Genomic DNA, 15,227 nt, shown 5'->3' on the forward strand with positions numbered 1-15,227 from the left:
GGGGGAAGGGACGCACCGAACGCCCTCATGTCACCAATTCGCGTTCATCTCTTGACACCCGCACCCAGCAAGCAGGAACCTTCCGGCAACGACGTGGGAGCGCTCCCATCCCCGGATGCGAGAACGAGCTCCACATCAGGTCCTGGCAGGGCCCTCGCCGAGCCGCGAACAGCCCGCCGGACCTCCTGGCGCACAACGAGCACCACCTTGGACGAGGAGAGTGGAATGCGCACTTCCAGCAGCAGACACGGTCGCGGACACCGCATCGCGGTCAACGCGGTCGCCGCGATCGCCGTCGTGGCGACCGGTACGGCCTTGCTCACCGGCTGCGGCAGCGACGGTGACGACGACGGCAAGGGCGCCGGCGCGGCGGGCGGCGAACAGATCACGCTGCGGATCGGGACCTTCGGATCCTTCGGCTACGACGACGCGACCGGGGCCAAGCTCTACGCCGAGTACACGAAGGCGCACCCGAACATCAAGATCGAGGAGTCGAACGTCGCCGACGGGCAGAAGTACTGGGACACCCTCAAGCTGCGCCTTTCCCGCGACAGCGGTCTCGCGGACATCCAGGCCCTGGAGGTGGGCTACATCGCGGAGGCCACCGGTCCCGCCATGGCGGACAAGTGGACCGACCTCGGCAAGACGGGCGGCGCGGACCTCGGCGCGTTCCTCGACTGGAAGGTCAAGCAGGCCACCACGGGCGACGGCAAGGTCATCGGCCTCGGCACGGACATCGGCCCGATGGCCATCTGCTACAACAAGGACCTCTTCGCCCAGGCCAAGCTCCCGACGGACCGCGCCGAGGTCGGCAAGCTCTGGGCGGGCGACTGGGCGAAGTTCATCGAGACGGGCGAGACGTACAAGGAGAACGCCCCGGCCGGGACCGCCTTCCACGACTCCGCCAGCGGCCTGTTCAACGCGGTGATCTCCAGCCAGCCGGTGCAGTACGCCGACACCAAGGGCGAGCTGGACTACGAGAACAGCCCGGGCGTGAAGAAGGCGTGGGACACCGCCGTGGCGGCGGCGAAGGGCGAACTGACGGGCAAGCTGCGGCAGTTCGACGAGAAGGGCACCTGGAACGCGGCCTTCAAGAACGCGAAGTTCGCCACCGTCGCCTGCCCCAGCTGGATGACGGGCATCATCAAGGACCAGGCGGGCCCGGAGAACCAGGGGAAGTGGGACATCGCCGCGCCGCCCGTGGCCGGCAACTGGGGCGGCTCGTTCCTGGCCGTGCCGAAGTCGGGCAAGCACGCCAAGGAGGCCGCCGAGCTCGCCGCCTGGCTCACCGCGCCGGCGCAGCACGCCAAGGTCTTCGGCGTGAACGGCAACATCCCTTCCACCAAGGACACGCTCACCTCGGCGGCCGTCCAGGACGCCAAGCTGCCGTACTTCGGTGACACCCCGGTCGGCAAGATCTACTCGGAGGCCGCTGCCGGCATCACGCCCGCCCCGATCAGCCGCTGGGACGGCCAGGTGAAGACCTTCCTCACCGACAACGGCATCCTCGACGTCGAGCAGCGCGGCACCGACCCGGCGAAGGCCTGGGACAACGTCAAGAAGCTGGTCGACGACAAGATCGATCAGTAGCGGGCCCGCCCGCGGCCCGTCGCCGCCTGCGGGCGGCGGGCCCCGACCCCGTCCGCATCCCCGTGGACACCGAGCCGTACCCACCACCCGTACGCATCTCCCCGTACGCACCACCCGTACGCACCGACCCGGAAGGACGCCCCCGTGGCCACCTCCGTACGGGCGACGCGCGGCGGCTCCCCGCCGCCCGCCGGCCTGCGCAGCACGCTCCACCGCCTGGACCTGAAGGCCGTCCCCTACGTCTTCGTCGCCCCCTTCTTCCTCACCTTCGCGGCCTTCGGCCTCTTCCCCCTCGTCTACACGGGCTGGCTCTCCCTCCACCGGGTCGAACTCGGCGGCAGCGCGCAGTGGAAGGGGCTGGAGAACTACGGTGCCCTGGCGACCAGCGAGTTCTTCTGGAACGCGCTCGCGAACACCTTCACCATCGGCGTGATCTCCACCGTTCCCCAGCTGCTGATGGCCCTCGGCCTCGCGCACCTGCTCAACTACCGGCTTCGCGGCCGGGGCTTCTTCCGCGTCGCGGTCCTCGCCCCGTACGCCACCTCGATCGCGGCGGCGACGCTCGTCTTCGCCCAGCTCTTCAACACCGACTACGGGCTGATCAACACGGTCCTGGGCTGGGCCGGCTTCGAGCCGGTCGCCTGGGAGTCCTCCAAGTGGCCCGCTCAGATCGCGATTTCCACGATCGTGACCTGGCGCTGGACGGGCTACAACGCACTCATCTACCTGGCGGCGATGCAGGCCGTACCGCAGGACCTGTACGAGGCCGCCGCGCTGGACGGGGCCTCGCGCCTGCGCCAGTTCCTCAGCGTCACCATCCCCTCCATCCGTCCGACGATCCTGTTCACCGTCATCGTCTCCACCAACGGTTCCACCCAGCTCTTCGGCGAGCCCATGCTCTTCGGCGGCAGCGTCGGCATCAGCGGGGGCAGCGGGAACCAGTTCCAGACGCTCAGCCTGCTCATGTACGAGAAGGGGTGGGTGACCGGCGCGCTGGGCCAGGCCTCCGCCATCGCCTGGGTCATGCTCCTGCTCCTGCTGCTCATCGGCGGCGTCCACACGCTGATCACCCGCTCGCACCACAAGCGCAAGAAGTCGGGGAGCTGAGCTCATGGCGCGCACGCTCGACACGCCCACACCCACCCCTACGCCCACGCCCGTACGGACGGCCACGGCCGCCGCCCCGGCGCCCCGCCGCGGGCTGCTGCGCCAGTCGGCCGGCCGTCAGCACCACGCGGGACCGCTGACGTACGTCCTCCTCGGCCTGGCGGCCCTCGTCTCCCTCTTCCCGCTGTACTGGAACCTCGTGGCCGCCTCCCACAGGGGCGAGCGCGTGGTCGAGGCTCCGGCCCCGCTGCTGCCCGGCCCCCGGCTCTTCGACAACCTCGCCTTCGCCTGGAACCAGGTGGACATGGGCGAGGCACTGGTCAACACGACCGTCGTGGCCGGGCTCGTGTCCCTGTCCACCGTCCTGTTCTCCACCCTGGCCGGCTTCGCCTTCGCCAAGCTGCCCTTCAAGGGCCGGGGCGCCCTGCTGGCACTGGTGGTGGCGACCATGACGATCCCGCCGCAGCTCAGCGTGATCCCGCTCTATCAGATCATCACCGGTCTCGGCTGGGTCGATCAGCTCCAGTCGGTCGTCCTGCCCTCGCTGGTCGCCGCCTTCGGCGTGTTCTTCATGCGCCAGTACCTCATCGAGGCACTGCCGGTGGAGCTGGTGGAGGCGGCCCGGATGGACGGCGCGCACAGCCTGCGCATCATCTGGCACGTGGTGTTCCCCGTGGCCCGGCCCGCGATGGCGGTCCTCGGGATGCTCGTCTTCGTCCAGGCCTGGAACGACTTCTTCTGGCCGTTCATCGCGCTGACCCCGGACGGGAATCCGACCCTCCAGGTCGCCCTGGCCGGTCTCGGGGCGGGAGCCCACACGGTCGACCAGGCCGTCGTGCTGACCGGCGCGCTCATCTCCACGCTGCCGCTGCTCCTGGTCTTCGCCGTGCTCGGCAAGCACATCGTGGGCGGGATCACGGCCGGCGCCGTCAAGAACTGACCGGCCGCACCACCTCATCCGGCACCATCATCGAGACCTGCGTTGGGAGCGCTCTCCTATGACCGCGTCCGAGACCCGGCCGCTCACCGCCGTCCGCTCTTTCCCGTCCGGCTTCCTCTGGGGCACGGCCACCGCCGCGTACCAGATCGAGGGCGCCGCCCGTGAAGGCGGCCGGACCCCGTCCATCTGGGACACCTTCTCGCACACCCCCGGCAAGGTCTTCGAAGGCCATACCGGTGACGTGGCGGTGGACCACTACCACCGCTTCCCCGAAGACGTCCGGCTGATGTCCGAACTCGGCCTGGGCGCCTACCGGTTCTCCGTCTCCTGGTCGCGCGTCCAGCCGACCGGACGGGGCCCGGCGGTCCAGAAGGGCCTGGACTTCTACCGCCGGCTCGTCGACGAGCTGCTCGCCGCCGGTGTCACCCCCGCCCTGACCCTCTACCACTGGGACCTCCCCCAGGAGCTGGAGGACGCGGGGGGCTGGCCGGAGCGCGCGACGGCCGAGCGCTTCGCCGAGTACGCGGGCCTGGTGGCCGACGCACTCGGGGACCGGGTGAAGCACTGGATCACCCTCAACGAGCCCTGGTGCAGCGCGTTCCTCGGCTACGCCTCCGGTGTGCACGCCCCGGGCCGGACCGACCCGGTCGCCGCCCTGCGTGCCGCCCACCACCTCAATCTCGGTCACGGCCGCGCCGTCCAGGCCCTGCGGGCGGCGTTGCCCCGGGACGCTCAGGTCGCGGTCTCCCTCAACCTCCATGAGGTGCGTCCCCTGACGCCCTCGGCCGGTGACCGGGAGGCGGCCCGGCGCATCGACGCCGTCGGCAACCGGATCTGGCTGGGCCCGATGCTGGAGGGCGCCTATCCCGAGGACCTGCTCGCCGACACCGCGGGCCTGACCGACTGGTCCTTCGTCCGCGACGGTGACACCGCCACGGTGCACCAGCCCCTGGACCTGCTCGCCGTGAACTACTACACCCCGACGGTCGTCTCGCGGGCGGCGCGGGGGGAGAGCGTGCCGCAGGACGACGGGCACGGCAACAGCGAGCACTCGCCGTGGCCGGGCGCGGAGGGCGTGGCCTTCCACCGGGCTCCGGGGGAACGTACGGCGATGGGCTGGCCGGTCGACGCGAGCGCCCTGTACGAGCTGCTGACCCGGACCGCCGCCCGGTATCCCGGGCTGCCGCTCGTGGTCAGCGAGAACGGAGCGGCGTACGAGGACGAGGTCGGGCCGGACGGCACGGTGCACGATCCGCTGCGCGCCGCCTACATCCACGCCCACCTCGACGCCGTGCACCGGGCGATCGCCGACGGGGTGGACGTGCGCGGCTACTTCCTCTGGTCGCTGCTCGACAACTTCGAGTGGTCGTACGGGTACGCGAAGCGGTTCGGGGCGATCCACGTCGACTACGAGACCCTGGAGCGCACACCCAAATCGAGTGCGCGCTGGTACGCCCGCGTGGCACGGACCGGGGAGCTGCGCGCCCCGTCGGAGTCGTAGGGGGAACGTGGACCGTCCGGCGCCGGAGTACCCCGGTCAGGCGGGCGGCGCGATGGACCGGCCTCGTAAGGAGCGGTGCATCAGGAGCCCGTAGAGGGAGGCCGACACCACGATGCCGACGGGCAGCGAGAGGTCCACGCCGCCCAGGGCCCGGGCGACGGGGCCCGTGTACAGGGTGTCCACGCAGAGGGCGGATGCCGCGATGCCCGCCGTCAGGGCCAGGGCGCCCGCCAGGTTGACGCCCCCGGTGTACCAGAAGGGGCTGCCCGGGCTCTCGTCGGTGAGCGCGGGACCGTCGTAGCGGCAGCCCCGCAGCAGGATGTCGGTCGCGTAGACGGCCGTGCTGGGTCCGAGCACGACGACGGTCAGCTGGAGGAGGTTGCCGACCGTGTCGAGGAAGTTGGAGACGAGGAGCGCGTACAGGGTCACCGCGACCCCGAGCGCTCCGTCGACGAGGACCCCCAGGGAGCGCCGGACGTGGACGCCGGCGGCCTGGAGGGCGAGGCCCGAGCTGTAGGCGGTCATGGCGTTGTTGGCGATCGTGCCGAGCACGATCGCCAACAGGAACACGGGTGAGAACCAGGCGGGCAGGATGCCCTCCAGTCCGGCCTGCGGTTCGGTCATGTCCAGGACGGTCGCGGCGAGGGCGCCCAGTGAGGTGAGGAGGACTCCGGGCAGGAACCCGCCGAGCGCGGTCCAGCCCGCGACGGCCCACGGGGAGGCATCGCGCGGCAGGTAGCGGGAGAAGTCCGCGCTGTTGGTGTACGAGAGCGGGCCCGAGGCGATGAGGGTGAGGCCGGCCGCGAGGGTGGCCCAGAGGGCGACTCCCGTCAGCGGTCGCGCGGGCTGGTGGCCGAGGTCGGCGCGGGTGCACACGTAACCGGCGACGACGGCGAAGGTGACCGTGAGGGCGAGCGCGATCGGGGGGTAGAGCTTCACCATGGTGGCGTGCCCGTAGACGCCGATGGCCAGGGTGAGGGCGGCGATGACCACGACGACGGCGACCTTGACACCGCTGTTCGTGTCGATGCCCGCCTTCTCCACGAGGACGAAGGCGGCGAACGCGGCGGCGGCCAGGTTGAGGGCGATGTAGCAGATGCAGAGCAGCCAGCCGTTGACCGCGATGTTCACCCGGTTGCCGCGGACTCCGTACATCGCCCGAGCGATCACCTCGCTCGGGGTGCCCGAGGCCGGTCCCGAGGCGGCCAGCAGGCCGATCGGCGCCCAGAACAGGCTGCCCAGCACGATGACCGCGACGGCCTGACCCAGGCTCAGGCCCATGAGGATCAGGGCGCCGCCGACCACCATGCTCAGGTAGTTGACGTTCGCCGCGGCCCAGACGGGGAAGAGCTCACGGGCCCGGCCGTGGCGTTCCCGGTCGGGGACGTGGTCGATGCCGTGGGCCTCGATCCGGCCGGGCCGGTCCGTATCCGTGCCCGTTCCCGTGCCCGTGCCCTTGTCCGTACCGGTTCCGGTGCCCGGATCCCTGGATGCCATGGAGCCCTCCGTCTGCGGTCGTACCCACCTGCGATCTTCACGCACCCGGCGAGGGGCGGCGTGCGACGACATCGGCGCACTCGGACGCACTCGGACCGCGGGCGCCCTACGGAGGCCGCACGGAGGGCAGTTGTCGCCTCCGGGTACGGTTTCGGTATGGACGCATACGCAACGAATTCGACATCCGGCGACGCGATCCCGGCAGAGCTGATCAAGGACACCGCGCGGGTGCACCTGGAGAAGCTGGGCGGTGGAGGGCTGTCCCTGGACTCGGTCGCGCAGGACTGCGGCCGTACCGCCGCCGAGGTGCGGGCCCTCTTCCCGCACCGGGACGATCTGCTGACCGCCCTGGTCATCGATGCCTACGACGCGTCCGGCGCCGCCATGGAGCGGGCCCACGAGGAAGCCGTCGGCGTCGGCGCACCTGCGGGTGTACGGCTGCTCGCGGTCACGCGCGCGCTGCGCCGGTGGTCCTTCGGCCACCCCGCCGAGTTCACGCTGATCTACGGATCGCCCGTACCCGGTTACCACGCCCCGCAGGACACCGTCCTGCCCGCCTCGCGCACGCCCGGCGTCCTCGCCCGCATCGTGGGCGCGGCGCTGGAGGGCGGCGAACTGACCCCGCCCCGGCGGACGGTGCCCGGGCCGCCGCTGCTGCTGCCGGCCGCCGTGGAGGCCTTCGGCGGCTTGCCCCCGGAGCCGTTCTCGGACGTCATCGAGCGCGGGATCGTGCTGTGGAGCAGCCTGATCGGGCTCCTGGTGTTCCAGGTCTTCAGCCGCACCCACGACAGCGTCCGCGACGAGGCCGCGTTCTTCGACTACGCCGTCGCCGTGGCGGCCGAAAGCATCGGGCTCGTGGTCCCCCTGGACGGGGACGCCCGCTGAGGACCGGAAGGACGTGACGGGGGGCTCCGACGGAGCGACCCGCGGAGGAGCTTGACGGGGGCTCGGGCAGGGGCTCGGGCAGGGGGCCTTGGCCAGGGCTTTCACGGGCGGGTTACCGTGTCCCTTCATCCGAGGGGGAACACCGATGTCGCACCACACTGGGTGGGGTCACCACCCGAGCCATCCCGTACCGCCGCAGTGGGGAGGTGGCTGGATGCCACCCCCCGCACCTCAGCCGGGGGTCATACCCTTGCGCCCGCTCGATACGGGCGCGGTGCTGAGCGGGGCCTTCGGGACCTTCCGGCGGTACTGGAAGCCCCTGATCGGCGTCATGGCCGCCGTACAGGGGATCGGGATCCTGCTCGTGGCCGCCGCCTTCGCCATCACCTTCTGGGCCACCTACGACCGCTTCTCGGCCCTCTTCGATCTCGGCCCGGGGGAAAGCCCCGAAGGGTCGGACGTGGCCGCCCTCTTCTTGTCCTTCATCCCGGCGGGCGTGGTCCTGCTCGTCACGACGATCGTGGGCGCCGCGATGTTCAGCGCGCTGTGCCCCGCGTTGATCCAGGAGGCGGTGCTCGGCCGCACCGTGACCTTCGGCTCGCTGTGGCGCCGCAGCTGGTCACGGCTGCCGGCGGTGCTCGGCACCGTACTGCTCACCGCGCTGGCCGCGGGCGGGCCGGCGATCCTGCTCTACGCCATCTGCGTCCCGCTGATCATCGTGTCCGCGGACCTGGACGGCTCCGGCCCGCCGGCCGCCTTCTTCCTGCTCCTGCTGGGCACGTTCCTGTTCGCCCCCTTCACGGTCTGGCTCATGACCCGGTTCAGCCTCGCTCCCGCCGCGGCGGTGTGCGAGGGACTCGGCCCCGTCGCGGCCCTGCGGCGCTCTTCGCGCCTGGTCCGCGACGGCTGGTGGAGGGTGTTCGGCATTTCGCTGCTCGGTTACGTCGTGGCGATGGCCGTGGGGTACGCCATCCAGATGCCGTTCAGCTTCGTCGGCGTGTTCGGACTCTTCCCGACCCTGCCGGGGGCGGGTGATCCCGCTCCGGAGCCCAGCGCCCTGGTCTTCGGGTTCGCGATCTACGCCGCGACCACGATGCTCGGCGGGTTCGTCAGCGCGCTGTTCCAGTACAGCTTCCCGCAATTGGTCATCGCCCTGATCTACGTCGACCAGCGGATGCGCAAGGAGAACCTCGCGGCGGCGCTCATCGCCACCGCCTTCCCCGCGCCGTCGGAGACATCGGCGACGGAGCCGGAGAACAGGCCGGAGGTCGGGCCCGGGACCGTGCCCGGGACGGGAAACGCGGCGGACCCCGAGCAGAGCTGAGGAGACCGCGGGCCGGGTGGGCGGGCTCGCGCCTACAATGCTCGAATGATCTTCATTGTGGTCAAATTCCCCGTCAAGTCCGAGTACGTCGAGCAGTGGCCCGAGCTGGTCGCGGAGTTCACGCGGGCCACCCGGGCCGAGTCCGGCAACCTGTGGTTCGAGTGGTCCCGGAGCCTGGAGGAGCCGGACACCTATGTCCTGGTCGAGGCGTTCCAGGACGATGCCGCGGAAGCGCACGTCACGTCCGCGCACTTCCGCAAGGCCCTGGAGACCATGCGCCCGCTGGTCACCCGGACACCGGAGATCGTCAGCACCACCATCGAGGGCGCGACCGGCTGGAGCCGGATGGGCGAGCTCCAGGTCGACTGACGGCCGGGTGCGCGTGCAACACGTTCAACAGGGGCACCCCTTCCCCACCGTTGCCCCCGGACCGTGCAGCCGGTTGATGGATCCGGGAGTGGCGGCACCCTGGCGTCAGCAAGACGCCTGGACAGCCGTACCCCGTTCACCCTTTGGGGCGACATCCCGATGGCCCATCGGCCGTAACGTTTCTCCCGTCATGCTCCTGAGCTGCGGCGATGACGCCGAACCAGATGTCCAGCACATCCGTTCCCCTTCGACTCCGCACCCGCCTTGATCTTGACCCGCCCTACAGTCGTGCCGCTCCCCCGAGATCCCTCCTGAGAGACGTGCGTGACTTCCCTCCTGCCTTGCTCAGAAGACCAGTTGACGCCCCCGGCCACCCGCCCCGCCGCTCCCGCGGCGGTGCTGGAGGGGATCGCCGGTTACGTTCCGCCCCGGGTGGTCGCCAACGCCGGGCTCCCCACGGCATGGGGCGTCGACGACGCCTGGGTGCACCGCCGCACCGGAATCCGCGAGCGGCGCCGGGCCGATCCCGGCGTGTCCACCGGCGAGCTCGCCCTGGAAGCCGGGCGCCGCGCCCTGGCCGTGGCGGGCGGCGCTCCGGTGGACACCGTGCTCGTGGCCACCTCCACCCCGGACCGGCCCATGCCGGCCATGGCCCCGCAGCTGGCCACCCGTCTGGGCCTGGGTGGCGCGGCGGCCTGGGACGTGAACGCAGCCTGCAGCGGCTTCCTGTACGGGCTGGCCACCGCCGCCGGCGCCCTGCTCTCCGGCTGCGCCGACCGGGTGCTGCTCGTGGCGGCCGACCTGTACTCGACCCTCCTGGACCCCGAGGACCGCTCGGCCGGCATCGTCTTCGGCGACGGCGCGGGCGCCGTCGTGCTCCGCCGGGGCCGCGCCGGCGAACCGGGGAGCATCCTGGCCTTCGACCTCGGTAGCGACGGCTCGGGCGACGAACTGATCGAGGTGCGCGGCGGCGGGGCCCGGGAGCGCTCCGCCCCGGAGGCCCACGGCCCCGGCGACCGGCACTTCCGCATGCGGGGGCGCGAGGTCTTCCAGCACGCGGTGACCCGGATGACCCAGTCCTCGCAGACCGTACTGAAGCACGCGGGCTGGTCGCCCGAGGACGTGGACCGGTTCTGCGCCCATCAGGCCAACGCCCGCATCGTGAAGGCCGTCGGGGAGCGCCTGCCCGTCCCCGGTCCGCGCCGGGTGACCAACATCGAGCGGGTCGGCAACACCGGCGCCGCGTCCATCCCGCTCGCCCTGGCCGACGCCGCCTCGCGCGGCGAACTGCACGCCGGGGAAAGGGTGCTGCTCACCACCTTCGGCGCCGGGCTCACCTGGGGGTCGGCCGCCGTGCTCTGGCCACGGCTGGAGCGTGCGGTGCCCGGCATCGAACCGGCGCCCTGAGGTCCCTCCCCGCACCACCGGGCTCTCCCCACGGCCCCGGCACCCCCACCGCGTTCGCCACCCACACCGGAGCGGGGCCGCTTCTCGCTGCCCGCTCGCGATCACCACCCGTCCCGGAAGGACACATCGCCATGCCCCCGGTCCAGACCGTCCTCACCACCGTGCTCACCGAGAAGTTCGAGGTCTCCCCCGAGAGCGTCCTGCCCGACGCCACCCTGGAAAGCCTGGACCTCGACTCGCTCGCCCTCGCCGAACTGGCCCTCGCCCTCCAGGAGGAGCTCGGCGTGAAGGTCGAGGAGCACGAGGCCGCCAAGCGCACCACCATCGCCGAGCTCGTGGCCGTGCTCCACTCCAAGCGGACCGGACAGGACGCCCTGTGACGGGCTCCCCGCGACGCAGCGCCGTCGCCGTCACCGGCCTGGGGCTGATCACTCCGGCCGGGTTCGGCCGCGAGGACAGCTGGGCCGGCGTGCTCCGGGGCCGCTCCACCGCGCAGACCGATCCCGAGCTGAAGGACTGCCCGGTCGACATCTCCTGCCGGATCCCCGCCTTCGCCCCCGACCAGGGGCGCATCGGCGGCCGCAAGGCCTGGCGGATGGGCCGCTTCACGCAGCTCGCGGTCCTGGCGGCCCGCGAGGCCGTGGCCGACGCGGGACTCGACCCCGCCTCCTGGGACGGGGCGCGGGTGGCCGTGGTGATCGGCTCGGGACTGGCCGGCGCCGCCCATCTGGAAACCCAGACCCTGCGCCACCACCAGGGCGGACCCGACCTGGTCTCCCCCTCCCTCATCCCGATGCTCATCCCGAACATGGCCGCCGGCGAGGTGTCGGCCGACCTCGGTGCCCACGGCCCCTCCCTGGCCACCGAGACGGCCTGTTCCTCCGGAGCTACCGCCCTGGCCGTCGCCCGGGACCTGCTGCTCTCCGGGGCCTGCGACATCGCGATCGCCGGCGGCTCGGAGGCCGCCGTGACCCCGGTGGTCACCACCGGGTTCGCCCGGATGGGCGCCCTGTCCGGGCGGGTGGACCAGCCGGCGCTGGCCTCCAGGCCGTTCGCGGCGGACCGGGACGGCTTCGTCATCGCCGAGGGAGCCGCAGTGCTCGTACTGGAGCGGCCGGCGGACGCGGCGGCCCGCGGACGGCGCGGATACGCGCACCTCGCCGGGGCCGGCCTCACCTCGGACGCACACCATCCGACGGCGCCGTCGCCCGGCGGGGAGTACGCCGAGGCGGCCCTGCGGGCAGCGCTCGCCGAGGCCGGGCTGTCCCCGGCCGACGTCGACCACGTCAACGCCCACGGCACCTCCACCCCCCTCAACGACCGCACCGAGGCCGAGCTCATCGCACGCGTCCTGCCGCACGGCCCCAGCGTGACCGCCCCCAAGGGGGTGCTCGGCCACACCCTCGGCGCCGCCGGCGCCGTGGATGCCGCGCTCACCGCGCTCGCCATCCGGGACTCCCGGGTGCCGCCGATCGCCAATCTCACGGCGGGCGGCTCCGGTTGCGGCTCCGGCTCGCCCTATGACATCGACTGCGTGACCGGCACCGCGCGCGAGCAGCGGGTCACCGCCGCCGTCAGTCACTCCTTCGGCTTCGGCGGGCACAACGTGGTGCTCCTCCTCACCGCGCCCTGACCGCGGCCGTCCCCCACCAGCAGAAGAAGAGCTCCGTACCCTTGGCCGTTCACAGTGCCGTCGTCCACGCCACCGTCCACGTACCGGAGGGACGCCAGAGCGTCTCCGCGGTCGAGGACCGCTTCCGGGCGGGCAGCCCGGGCATCCCGATGTCCCGGGGTGTGCTCCAGCACATGTACGGGCTGGCCCAGCGCACGGTGGCCCCGCCCGAGGAGCAGCCCTCCGACCTGGCGGTGCACGCAGCCCGCAGTCTGCTGGAGGAGAGCAGCACCCCGGTCCGGACGGTGGACCTGCTGCTGTACGCCGGCATCCTCGCCGATATGGAGGAACCGGCCACCGCCCATGTGGTGGCGGCCAAACTCGGCCTGGACTGCCCGGTGTTCGACTTGAAGAACGCCTGCAACGGCGTACTGAACGCGCTGGAGGTGGCCGACGCCTTCATCCGGACCGGACAGTACCGGCGGGTGCTGATCACCAGCGCCGAGGTCAGCACCCGCGAGAGCCGCTGGAGCGTCACCGACCCGGACGAGCTGCTGGGCGCCCTGCCGAGCCTGAGCACCGGCGACATGGGCTCGGCGGTGCTGGTCTGCGCGAGCACCCGGCCCGGGATCCTCGGGAGCCGGTTCTTCGCCAACTCCTGGGGCTGGCAGGCGGCGACGCTGCCCAATCCGTACGCGAACCACCGCACGATGGGCCGCCTGGAGATCGACTCGGCCCGGCTCGTGGCCTCCTTCGACGGGATGCCGGCCAAAGTGCGCGGCGCGGTGCGCGAACTCGGTGTGAACGTCGAGGACTTCGACCTCGTCTGCGTGCACCAGCCGTCCGTGCCCTTCACCCGGGTGGCCTGCGGCTGGGTGGGCGTGGACCCCTCGCGGATCCTGTCCACCTTCCCGGCGCACGGCAACGTCGCGACCAACACCATCCCTCTGCAGCTCGCCACCGCTCTGAACTCGGACCGGCTCCACCCGGGCGACCTGGTGGGCATGTTCGGGTTCGCGAGCGGCGCGAGCGCCGGCGTCGTCGTCTGCCGGTGGTGAGCCCGATGACCACCGAACCTCCCGGACCTCCCGAACCTCCCGTACGCATCACCCCGTTGCCGCCCGAGCGGTGGACTCCCGCGCTGCGCGGGCTGCTGGCCGGATCCGCCAAGGACGGGCCGGGCCGGGTGAACCTCTTCGGCACCCTCGCCCACCATCCCGGTCTCGCCCACGCCTGGCTCTCCCTCGCCCGGGTCCTGACCCATGAGGGGACCTTGTCCAGCCGTCAGCGGGAGCTGGTCGTACTGCGCACCGCGCACCGCCGCGGCGGGTCCTTCGTGTTCGACCGGCACCGCGCGGTCGCCGCGGACGCCGGGCTGGACTCCCGGGAGGTGGCGGCGATGACCGCGCCTCTTGCCGAACACCCTTGGTCCGAGGCCGATCTGGCCCTGCTGGAGGCATCCGACGCGCTCGCGGCCGGTGAGCCGCTGGCGCAGCCGCTGTGGGACCGGCTCGCGGGCGGACTGCGCCCCGACCAGCTGATCGAACTGCTGATCCTCGCCGGGCAGTGCGCCACCATGTGCGCCACGCTCGGCGCCCTCCACACCCCGCCCGACGGCGGCCGACCCCCCTCCGGATGAGATCCGCCACCATGACCGTCACCACCACGCCGACCGCGGCCGCCACCACCACCTCCGGGAGCCCGGCCGCGGCCCCGCTCCCCCTGCCCGCCCCCTACGGCTCCTGCCCCTACGACCCGCCGCCCGGCTACACGCAGGCCGCTGCGGGGGCGGCCGTCAGCCGCGCCGAGCTCCCCGACGGCGCCCCCTGCTGGCTCGTGACGGGCCACCAGGAGGTGCGGGCGGTGCTCGCCGACGCCCGTTTCAGCGCCGACGCACGCACCCCCGGATTCCCCTTCCTCTCCCCCGGCCAGCGTCAACTGGCCACCGCTCAGCCCAGTTTCATCCGGATGGACGACCCGGAGCACGCCCGGCTGCGCCGGATGGTCGCCAAGGACTTCCTGACCCGCCGGGTCCAGGAACTACGCCCGGCCGTCGAGGAGGTGGTCGAGGCGGCCGTCGAGGCCATGACCGCCGACGGCCGGCGCAGCGCCGACCTCGTCGCGGACTTCGCGCTGCCCGTCCCGTCCCTGGTCATCTGCCTGATGCTCGGGGTCCCGTACGAGGACCACGCGCTGTTCCAGTCGCTCAGCCGGACCCTGCTCGACAACACCACCGACCCCGGCCGGGCCTCCGGGGCCCACCGCGAGCTGATGGGCTATCTGGCCGGGCTGGCCGAGCGGAAGCGGCGGGATCCCGGGGACGACATCCTCAGCCGGCTCGCCGTACGGCCCGACCTGACCCCTCGGGAAACGGCCTCGCTCGGCTTCATGCTCCTGATCACCGGCCACGAGAGCACCACCAACATGGCGGCGCTCAGTGTCCTGGCCCTGCTGCGCCACCCCGAGCAGGCCGCCCGGCTGCGGGCCGAACCGGCCCTGATCCCCGGGGCGGTGGAGGAACTGCTGCGCTACCTCACGATCATCCACCTCGGCCTCGGCCGCGCCGCCACCGAGGACGTCACGGTCGGCGGAGCGCCGATCCGCGCCGGGGACGGGGTGATCTGCATGCTGTCCACCGCCAACCGGCAACCGGAGCTCTTCGGCCCCCCGGCCACCACGGCGGAGGGCGCCGCGGCCTGCCCCGCCGAGCTGGACGTGACCCGGGACGCGGCCCGCCGGCACGTGGCCTTCGGTCACGGTCCGCACCAGTGCCTGGGCCACACCCTGGCGCGGGTCGAGCTCCAGATCATGCTGGAGGCCGTCCTGCGCAAGCTCCCGGGCCTGTGCCTGGCCGTACCCGAGGACCGGCTCGTGTTCCAACGGGACACCATCGTCTACGGCTTGAGGGAGCTTCCCGTCATCTGGTGACCTTCGCGGACTGGTTCGTGTGCGAGTTGACTATTCCCGCGTCCGCAGAGAACCGAACGGGCCCGCC

14 protein-coding genes are annotated in these 15,227 nt (G+C 72.1%); 13 read left to right on the plus strand and 1 reads right to left on the minus strand.

The window, feature by feature from the left end; translation table 11 throughout:
• The first annotated feature begins 225 nt into the window (after positions 1-225).
• The 4 genes from OG435_RS02645 to OG435_RS02660 all read left to right on the plus strand — a co-directional run bounded on the left by OG435_RS02645 (position 226) and on the right by OG435_RS02660 (position 5,138).
• Positions 226-1,590: an ABC transporter substrate-binding protein gene (locus tag OG435_RS02645; protein ID WP_266875071.1), complete on the plus strand. Its 1,365-nt coding sequence runs from the start codon at positions 226-228 to the stop codon at positions 1,588-1,590.
• Positions 1,591-1,734: 144 nt separating this feature from the next.
• Positions 1,735-2,697, plus strand: coding sequence for a carbohydrate ABC transporter permease (locus tag OG435_RS02650; protein ID WP_266875072.1), 963 nt, complete (start codon positions 1,735-1,737; stop codon positions 2,695-2,697).
• A 4-nt stretch (positions 2,698-2,701) separates the two neighbouring features.
• Positions 2,702-3,637, plus strand: coding sequence for a carbohydrate ABC transporter permease (locus OG435_RS02655; RefSeq protein WP_266875073.1), 936 nt, complete (start codon positions 2,702-2,704; stop codon positions 3,635-3,637).
• 58 nt (positions 3,638-3,695) lie between these two features.
• Complete coding sequence (locus OG435_RS02660; protein WP_266875074.1) at positions 3,696-5,138, plus strand: GH1 family beta-glucosidase; 1,443 nt, start codon at positions 3,696-3,698, stop codon at positions 5,136-5,138.
• 36 nt (positions 5,139-5,174) lie between these two features.
• Here the strand turns inward: OG435_RS02660 and OG435_RS02665 are convergent, their stop codons facing one another.
• Positions 5,175-6,635: a purine-cytosine permease family protein gene (locus OG435_RS02665; protein ID WP_266875075.1), complete on the minus strand. Its 1,461-nt coding sequence runs from the start codon at positions 6,633-6,635 to the stop codon at positions 5,175-5,177.
• A 156-nt stretch (positions 6,636-6,791) separates the two neighbouring features.
• Between OG435_RS02665 and OG435_RS02670 the strand changes: the two genes are divergently transcribed.
• The 9 genes from OG435_RS02670 (at position 6,792) to OG435_RS02710 (ending at position 15,160) form a co-directional block, all read left to right on the plus strand.
• The gene (locus OG435_RS02670) at positions 6,792-7,520 is read left to right on the plus strand and encodes a TetR-like C-terminal domain-containing protein (protein ID WP_266875076.1); all 729 of its coding nucleotides are present in this window, start codon (positions 6,792-6,794) and stop codon (positions 7,518-7,520) included.
• A 250-nt stretch (positions 7,521-7,770) separates the two neighbouring features.
• Positions 7,771-8,844, plus strand: a complete 1,074-nt coding sequence (locus tag OG435_RS02675; RefSeq protein ID WP_266875077.1) for a hypothetical protein — start codon at positions 7,771-7,773, stop codon at positions 8,842-8,844.
• A 45-nt stretch (positions 8,845-8,889) separates the two neighbouring features.
• Complete coding sequence (locus OG435_RS02680; RefSeq protein ID WP_266875078.1) at positions 8,890-9,213, plus strand: putative quinol monooxygenase; 324 nt, start codon at positions 8,890-8,892, stop codon at positions 9,211-9,213.
• Between the two features lie 357 nt (positions 9,214-9,570).
• Positions 9,571-10,620, plus strand: coding sequence for a beta-ketoacyl-ACP synthase 3 (locus tag OG435_RS02685; RefSeq protein WP_266875079.1), 1,050 nt, complete (start codon positions 9,571-9,573; stop codon positions 10,618-10,620).
• Positions 10,621-10,751: 131 nt separating this feature from the next.
• Positions 10,752-11,000, plus strand: a complete 249-nt coding sequence (locus OG435_RS02690; protein WP_266875080.1) for a phosphopantetheine-binding protein — start codon at positions 10,752-10,754, stop codon at positions 10,998-11,000.
• Positions 10,997-12,253 carry a beta-ketoacyl-[acyl-carrier-protein] synthase family protein gene (locus OG435_RS02695; RefSeq protein WP_266875081.1) on the plus strand — a complete coding sequence of 419 codons (1,257 nt, stop codon included), beginning with the start codon at positions 10,997-10,999 and terminating at the stop codon, positions 12,251-12,253. The genes OG435_RS02690 and OG435_RS02695 overlap by 4 nt, the downstream gene beginning before the upstream one ends.
• Before the next feature lie 41 nt (positions 12,254-12,294).
• Complete coding sequence (locus tag OG435_RS02700; protein ID WP_266875082.1) at positions 12,295-13,290, plus strand: 3-oxoacyl-ACP synthase III family protein; 996 nt, start codon at positions 12,295-12,297, stop codon at positions 13,288-13,290.
• Between the two features lie 5 nt (positions 13,291-13,295).
• A complete protein-coding gene (locus OG435_RS02705) occupies positions 13,296-13,871 on the plus strand; it encodes a carboxymuconolactone decarboxylase family protein (protein WP_266875083.1) in 576 nt (191 codons plus the stop codon).
• Complete coding sequence (locus OG435_RS02710; protein WP_266875084.1) at positions 13,868-15,160, plus strand: cytochrome P450; 1,293 nt, start codon at positions 13,868-13,870, stop codon at positions 15,158-15,160. Before OG435_RS02705 ends, OG435_RS02710 begins: the two co-directional genes overlap by 4 nt.
• The last annotated feature ends 67 nt before the right edge of the window (positions 15,161-15,227 follow it).

Source organism: Streptomyces sp. NBC_01264, from assembly GCF_026340675.1.
Lineage (GTDB): Bacteria > Actinomycetota > Actinomycetes > Streptomycetales > Streptomycetaceae > Streptomyces.

Excerpts from the sequence above, each read along its gene's own strand:
- OG435_RS02680 (WP_266875078.1), top strand. The coding sequence starts at position 8,890 with ATGATCTTCATTGTGGTCAAATTCCCCGTCAAGTCCGAGTACGTCGAG.
- OG435_RS02665 (WP_266875075.1), bottom strand. The coding sequence starts at position 6,635 with ATGGCATCCAGGGATCCGGGCACCGGAACCGGTACGGACAAGGGCACG.
- OG435_RS02710 (WP_266875084.1), top strand. The coding sequence starts at position 13,868 with ATGAGATCCGCCACCATGACCGTCACCACCACGCCGACCGCGGCCGCC.
- OG435_RS02645 (WP_266875071.1), top strand. The coding sequence starts at position 226 with ATGCGCACTTCCAGCAGCAGACACGGTCGCGGACACCGCATCGCGGTC.
- OG435_RS02690 (WP_266875080.1), top strand. The coding sequence starts at position 10,752 with ATGCCCCCGGTCCAGACCGTCCTCACCACCGTGCTCACCGAGAAGTTC.
- OG435_RS02660 (WP_266875074.1), top strand. The coding sequence starts at position 3,696 with ATGACCGCGTCCGAGACCCGGCCGCTCACCGCCGTCCGCTCTTTCCCG.
- OG435_RS02670 (WP_266875076.1), top strand. The coding sequence starts at position 6,792 with ATGGACGCATACGCAACGAATTCGACATCCGGCGACGCGATCCCGGCA.
- OG435_RS02705 (WP_266875083.1), top strand. The coding sequence starts at position 13,296 with ATGACCACCGAACCTCCCGGACCTCCCGAACCTCCCGTACGCATCACC.
- OG435_RS02655 (WP_266875073.1), top strand. The coding sequence starts at position 2,702 with ATGGCGCGCACGCTCGACACGCCCACACCCACCCCTACGCCCACGCCC.